Here is a 6829-nt window from a genome sequence, read left to right on the forward strand (position 1 = left end):
ACCCCGGTGAGGGCCGCCGGCCCCGGACATGGCTTTGCCCGTCCCGGGCCGCGCCCCCGGAACGGGCAAAGCTTCTCTGCCTCGCCGTACAAGGGAAGAGGGCGGTCCGGAACCGCCACTCTCCCTCGCTACCGGTGAAGCGTCTGTGCGCCTCCCTCGGTTGATCCGAGGGGACATGGCTGGAGAGTTACTACTGTCTTACTTCCGACCGAAACGGATGCGGCGGGCGGTCACGAAAAGCGCGGCGGACGCGGCGGCCATGGCACCGAGCAGCAGGACGGCCAGCGAGCCGGAGTTCATTCCGGTCACCCCCACGGGCTGAGCGGCGCTCATCAGGCCGAGGTCGCCCACGGGGAGCGCCCCGCCGATCGGGGTGGAGGAGACCAGGTCGGTCGCGGGGGCCAGCGGCGAACCGGCCTTCTGCCGCACGTCCTGGGCGGTCATCGGAGTGCCGGGAACGGCCGGGAGCTCCGGCAGGCCGGCCATGTCCCGCACCTCGCCGACGAGGGGCGGCTGCGGCAGCCCGGCGCCGTGCGCACGCCGTCCCGGCTTGCCCGCGCCCTGCGCGCCGCCGAGACCCGGGACGGCCTTGCCGGCGCCCTGGGCTCCACTGAGAGCCGGGATGACGGGGAGGGCGGGCACGAGGCCGCCGCCGGCGCGGCCGCCGACCCGCTGGGCCCAGTGGTCGTAGCCGTGGTGCCCGCCGTGGTGCCCGCCACCCGGCCCGCCGACGTGGGAGCCTCCCAGGCAGCCCGCCGCGGCGTCACCCAGCACGGCGACGGCGTTGCCGCAGATGTTGATCGGCGCCGTGATCGGCGCCACCACCTGGTTACCGGCGAGCACACCGTTCGCACCCGAGGTGCGGTTGCCGCCCGCCCCGAGACCACCACCCTTCGACGACACCGAGGCGCCGCCCCTGCAACCGGCCTCGGCCTTGCCCACGACCGCGACGGCGTTGCCGCAGATGTTGATCGGCGCCGTGATCGGCGCCACCACCTGGTTGCCCGCGAGCACACCGTTCGCACCCGAGGTGCGGTTGCCGCCCGCCCCGAGACCACCACCCTTCGACGACACCGAGGCGCCGCCCCTGCAGCCGGCGAAGGCCTTGCCCACGACCGCGACGGCGTTGCCACAGATGTTGATCGGCGCCGTGATCGGCGCCACCACCTGGTTGCCCGCGAGCACACCGTTCGCACCCGAGGTGCGGTTGCCGCCCGCGCCGCCCCCGGCGTTCCCGGCGGAGATGCCGCCCTTGCAGCCCGCCGCGGCGTTGCCGACCGCGTTGCCGCAGACGTTGACCGGGGCGGTGATCGGAGCGATCACCTGGTTGCCGCTGCCGGCGGCGAAGCGGCCGTCGGTGTCGTTGCCGCCCGCGCCGGGACGCCAGCCCGGGCGCGGACCGTGTCCGCCCGGATAGCCGGGCTTGCCGGGCCGGCCCGGACGGCCTGGCCCGCCGGTCACCTCGGCGCCACCCTTGCAGCCGGCGAAGGCCTTGCCCACGACCGCGACCGAGTTGCCGCAGATGTTGACGGGGGCGGTGATCGGGGCGACGACCTGGTTGCCGCCGAGCACGGAGGACCTGCCGGAGGTGGTGTTGCCCCCGGACCCGCCCCGGCCGCCGCCCCGGACGGACGCGCCGCCCCGGCAGCCCGCGACGGCGTCACCGAAGATCGCGATCGAGTTGCCGCAGGCGTTGATCGGCGCGGTGATCGGGGCGACGACCTGGTTGCCACCCAGGACGCTGTGGTCGCCGTCGGTCCGGTTGCCCCCGGACCCGCCCCGGCCGCCGCCCCTGACGGACGCGCCGCCCTTGCAGCCCGCCTCGGAACCGCCGAACAGCGACAGCGCGTTGCCGCAGGCGTTGACCGGGGCGGTGATCGGGGCGTTGACCTGGTTGCCGCCCAGGACGCTGCCCCTGCCCGAGGTCTCGCCGGGGATGCCTCCGCCGTTGTCCTCGACGGAGGCGCCGCCCTGGGAGGCCGCCGTCGAGGTGCCGGCGACGGCCGCGGCGTTGCCGCTGATGTCGACCGGCAGGGAGATCGGGGCGTTGACCTGGTTGCCGCCGCCGATCGAGTTGTCGCCGGAGGTGTCCGCGAAAGCCGTACCGCTGCCGAGGGTCATGACGCCCAGCGCGAGCAGTGCCGCGGGGGTCGTGCCCTTAACCCACGTACGCATGATTGATGCTCCTTGCGGTTCTTGGGGGGATACCTGACATCTCGTGACCGGCGTGCGGAGCCATGCGAGGTCCTGACGGGAGCCCGCACAGCGGGAGCCCCGAGGGCCGTCACGAGGGATGGGAAATCACTGACCGTCATGGAGCGGAGCGGCTCCCCTGGAGACGGGGGCTGAGGCACGCTCCGCGACCGGCAGGCTCGACTGGAGAGGCGGCCGGGCTATGGGACGGAGTCAGTCGGGAGAGAAGGAAGGGTCGTCCGCCGCTGTGCGGACCACCGGGGGGAGCACACACGCCAGTGGGGCGCGCTGAGCCGTCAACCGCGGGTCGTAGACGAACCGCGAGAGGTCCCCCACGCCCGGCCCCGAGAAGCCGGATCCACCGCTGGTCTGGGGCACGAATCCATCGGCGCCAGAGCTGTGGTCAACGGTGGTGGGTGCCGGGGACGCCGGCTTCGACTGGCTGGTGAGCCCGTCTATGCCTCGCCCGGCCATGGCCTCGGCGTTTCCTGTCGCCGACAGCCCGCCGCTCTCCGTGGGGAAGACATCGGCCTGGAGGGCCGATCCGGAAGCGGCCGAGTCGGGGGCGCCGGAGCGCGCCACTCCCGTCGCCGCGGTGGTGTCCGCGGCCGCCGGAGCGGCGCCGAGGAGCCCGAAGACGACCGCGAGCAGCCATCCGGCGGCCAGCAGGGCGCCGACCGCGGAGACTCGCATGACGATCTGCCGGCTGCCGGCCGCGAACCGCGCCATCCGGTCAGCCCGGGTGAAGATCGCTTCGTCAGCGGAAACGGCCACGGGCACGCGCCGAGCAGCGGGCGAGGACGCCCTCCACTGCTCCTGCGGCATGCGTGCCACGTGACCTCCCCAAAGCTCCTGGGCGGACCCGCTTCACGCGCGGCCCAACCCCTCGACGGAGAGTTACGTTAGCACTACGGGCAGTCAGTGCAATGGTTTTCCGTGGAACGTCTCAGCAACCGTCCAGGAAACGGTCAAGCACCCGCACCCCGAACCGGAGCGAATCCACCGGGACCCGCTCATCCACCCCATGGAACATCCCGGAGAAGTCCAAGTCCGCCGGGAGCTTCAACGGCGCGAACCCGAAACCGCGCATACCCAGCCGGCTGAACGCCTTCAGGTCCGTGCCGCCCGACAGGGTGTACGGCACGGCGAGCGCGCCCGGATCCTCGGCGAGCAGCGCGTCGGTCATGGCCCGCACCAGCGGCCCGTCGAAGCCGGTCTCCAGGGCGATGTCGTGGTAGACGAACTCCCTGGTCACGTTGGGGCCGAGCAGCTCGTCGAGCGTCTGGAAGAACTCCTCCTCGTATCCGGGCAGGAAGCGGCCGTCCACGTGCGCGGTCGCGGTCTGCGGGATGACGTTGGCCTTGTAGCCGCCCTGCAGCATGGTGGGGTTGGCGGTGTTGCGCAGCGTGGCGCCGATCATCCGGGCCAGCGGGCCCAGCTTGGCCACGGTCGCCTCGGCGTCGTCCGGGTCGAGCTCCAGCTCCAGCGCCCTGGAGGTCTCGGCGAGGAAGGTCCTGACCGTCTGCGTCAGCCGTACGGGCCACTCGTAGCGCCCGATCCGGCCGACCGCCTCGGCCAGCTCCGTGACGGCGTTCTCGCCGTTGAGCATGGAGCCGTGCCCGGCCCGGCCGCTGGCGGTCAGCCGCATCCAGGCGATGCCCTTCTCGGCCGCCTCGATGAGGTAGAGCCTGCGGGCCTCGTCGAGGGAGACGCTGAACCCGCCGACCTCGCCGATCGCCTCGGTGCACCCCTCGAACAGGTCCTTGTGCTCGCCGGCCAGCCACTGCGCGCCGTACGTGCCGCCGGCCTCCTCGTCGGCGGTGAACGCCAGCACCACGTCCCGCGGCGGCCGGCGCCCCTCGCTGAGCCGCTGCCGGACGACCGCGAGGATCATCGCGTCCATGTTCTTCATGTCGACCGCGCCGCGCCCCCAGACGCAGCCGTCGGCGATCTCCCCGCCGAGCGGGTGATGGGTCCAGTCGCCGGCGTCGAAGGGGACCACGTCGAGATGGCCGTGGAGCAGCAGCGCGTCGCGGGAGGGATCCTCCCCCTCGATGCGGGCGATCACGTTCGCCCTGCGGCTGTCGGACTCCAGGATCCGCGGCTCCAGCCCGACCTCCGCCAGCTTCCCGGCCACGTATTCGGCGGCGTCCCGCTCACCGGGGCCGGCGTTGTCGCCCGCGTTGGTCGAGTCGATCCGGATCAGGTCACGGCACAGCTCCGCGACCTCGTCCTCACCATTGAGCGCGGTCATGTCGGCTCCTTCGTTTCCGTACGGCTTGCGCCTCCCATCCTGCCGCCGCCACCGCCCCACGGGCATCCCTTCCGACCCCGGTCCCTTACCGATATGACGCAAGCTCAAGAGTTTGCTAACCTGATTCCGCCGACGCGGGATGACGGTCCCGCGTGCAGGCACCAAGTCCGGGTGGCGGAATAGGCAGACGCGCTAGCTTGAGGTGCTAGTGCCCTTTGCGGGGCATGGGGGTTCAAGTCCCCCCTCGGACACGCACTGATCCCCATGGGGTCCTGAGGGTCCTGGTCACTTAACGAAGTGACCAGGACTTTTCTCTTTCCAGGGTGATAGACCAGCCACAGGCCCAGACCTGCGTAGATCTTCGCCTTCCGCTACGCGGCTCACCCCCACGGGCGTGGGAAGAACGACGAACTCGTGGGGCTTGATCTCGCGAACGGCGGCTCATGGCCGGCCGGGGACCGGTCATCGAGACCATCCCCCGGATGCAGGGTCAACGATCCGCTCATACGTCCCCCCTCGGCGCGTAGGGACCATCTCCGCAGGCGCGGGGCCGACGAGTGGGTCGTGGGGATGGACGTGAACGCGCAGGGACCATCCCCGCGGGTGCGGGGCCGACGCTTTGCCGGGGACATCGGCCTGGTCTTGGACCGGACCATCCCCGCGGGACCGACACCGTGACCCGCAATCCCGGTGGAACGTGGCTGGGGCCATCCCCGTGGGCGCGGGGCCGACACTTGGGTGCCGTCGACGCGTTGGATCAAGACGGGACCATCCCCGCGGGCGCGGGGCGACGCGGTCGTGGGGGTGTCGTTCGTCCCGGTGGAGGGACCATCCCCGCGGGCGCGGGGCCGACAAACCTGAAAGGAGCTGGAGAGCACCGATGCGGGGACCATCCCTGCGGGCGCGGGGCCGACACGGTGCACGAACGGGGTTTCAACCCGATCACGGGACCATCCCCGCAGGCGCGGGGCCGACGGCGGTTCCGTTCAGGAGGTCGGCTCGGAGCCAGGACCATCCCCGCGGGTGCGGGGCCGACCAGGCGGTGGAGGCCGACCATTCGCTGATCGCGGGACCATCCCGCGGGCGCGGGGCCAGCGACTGGATCATCGTGGACCCGTCCGCCGCGTCGGGACCATCCCCGCGGGCGCGGGGCCGACCCGCCGGATCTCGCGCCGACCTTCCTGGAGACGGGATCATCCCCGCAGGTGCGGGGCCGACCACCCTGGAGGCCCCCTGATGCCCGCCGTACCGGGACCATCCCCGCGGACGCGGGGCCGACCGTGGGCGCGGTGCCTGGCGGTTGGGTTACTTCGGACCATCCCCGCGGACGCGGGGCCGACCACCTCTCGCTCGGCGAACCAGTCCTCACGCTGCGGACCATCCCCGCGGACGCGGGGCCGACCCATGGCCGGGAGCCGGGACGGGTCGTTGAGCAGGACCATCCCCGCGGACGCGGGGCCGACATCCCGCGCTGGGAGGTCCAGGTCGTGGCCATGGGACCATCCCCGCGGACGCGGGGCCGACAGGAGGTCTCCACCCTGGACATCCCTCCGGGCGGGACCATCCCCGCGGACGCGGGGCCGACCGTCGTTGCGAGCTACATCGCCGGGTAGAGGAGGGACCATCCCCGCGGGTGCGGGGCCGACATCTCGGTGATGCTCATGTCTGTGCTCCTTGGCGGACCATCCCCGCGGGTGCGGGGCCGACCGCGGGGCGTAATCGACGCGGCGCTGTCTAAGAGGACCATCCCCGCGGGTGCGGGGCCGACGCCGATCCATCAGGGCATCCAGCATCTCGGGGGGGACCACCCCCGCGGGTGCGGGGCCGACCGAAGGGAAGCGGCGCGCGGGGGCTGCCCCCTCGGACCATCCCCGCGGGTGCGGGGCCGACCCATCCGAAACACCGGCAATGACGCCCTGCGCGGGACCATCCCCGCGGGTGCGGGGCCGACCCATCCGAAACACCGGCAATGACGCCCTGCGCGGGACCATCCCCGCGGGTGCGGGGCCGACTCAGAAAAAGGATCCTCCCTCAGGCGAGTCCTAGGACCATCCCCGCGGGTGCGGGGCCGACTCGACCTCTGGTAGTCAACATCAGTGAGCCCGGGGACCATCCCCGCGGGTGCGGGGCCGACCTCTGACCTGCACGGTTCCCAGAGTTCCCAGAGGGACCATCCCCGCGGGTGCGGGGCCGACCGGTCTCGGCTCCCCCCGGCTAGCCCCCGGGCGGGACCATCCCCGCGGGTGCGGGGCCGACCGTGGTCCATACCCCCGTGCGGAGACGCGCGAGGGACCATCCCCGCGGGTGCGGGGCCGACCGGTCTCGGCTCCCCCCGGCTAGCCCCCGGGCGGGACCATCCCCGCGGGTGCGGGGCCGACCGTG

General features: G+C 72.8%; 3 protein-coding genes, 1 tRNA gene and 1 CRISPR repeat array. Of the genes, 1 reads left to right on the forward strand and 3 read right to left on the reverse strand.

Annotated features, from left to right (window positions below; translation table 11 throughout):
* Positions 1-198: 198 nt before the first annotated feature.
* The 3 genes from ACZ6R6_RS14020 to ACZ6R6_RS14030 form a co-directional block, all read right to left on the reverse strand.
* Entirely contained in the window at positions 199-2175 is a 1977-nt protein-coding gene (locus ACZ6R6_RS14020) for a chaplin family protein (RefSeq protein WP_470093259.1), read from the reverse strand.
* A gap of 231 nt (positions 2176-2406) precedes the next feature.
* Positions 2407-3018 carry a hypothetical protein gene (locus ACZ6R6_RS14025; protein ID WP_470093652.1) on the reverse strand — a complete coding sequence of 204 codons (612 nt, stop codon included), beginning with the start codon at positions 3016-3018 and terminating at the stop codon, positions 2407-2409.
* Positions 3019-3139: 121 nt separating this feature from the next.
* A complete protein-coding gene (locus ACZ6R6_RS14030; RefSeq protein WP_470093260.1) occupies positions 3140-4447 on the reverse strand; it encodes a M20/M25/M40 family metallo-hydrolase in 1308 nt (435 codons plus the stop codon).
* A 165-nt stretch (positions 4448-4612) separates the two neighbouring features.
* Here ACZ6R6_RS14030 and ACZ6R6_RS14035 point away from each other — a divergent pair.
* Positions 4613-4698, forward strand: a tRNA-Leu gene (locus ACZ6R6_RS14035).
* A gap of 878 nt (positions 4699-5576) precedes the next feature.
* A CRISPR array of direct repeats spans positions 5577-6825; the repeat unit is 28 nt; unit sequence GGACCATCCCCGCGGGTGCGGGGCCGAC.
* Positions 6826-6829: the final 4 nt, after the last annotated feature.

The sequence above is a fragment of the Streptosporangium sp. NPDC048886 genome, from assembly GCF_055586905.1.

Coding starts and splice junctions, on each gene's coding strand:
- ACZ6R6_RS14030 (WP_470093260.1), bottom strand. CDS start 4,447: ATGACCGCGCTCAATGGTGAGGACGAGGTCGCGGAGCTGTGCCGTGAC.
- ACZ6R6_RS14020 (WP_470093259.1), bottom strand. CDS start 2,175: ATGCGTACGTGGGTTAAGGGCACGACCCCCGCGGCACTGCTCGCGCTG.
- ACZ6R6_RS14025 (WP_470093652.1), bottom strand. CDS start 3,018: ATGCCGCAGGAGCAGTGGAGGGCGTCCTCGCCCGCTGCTCGGCGCGTG.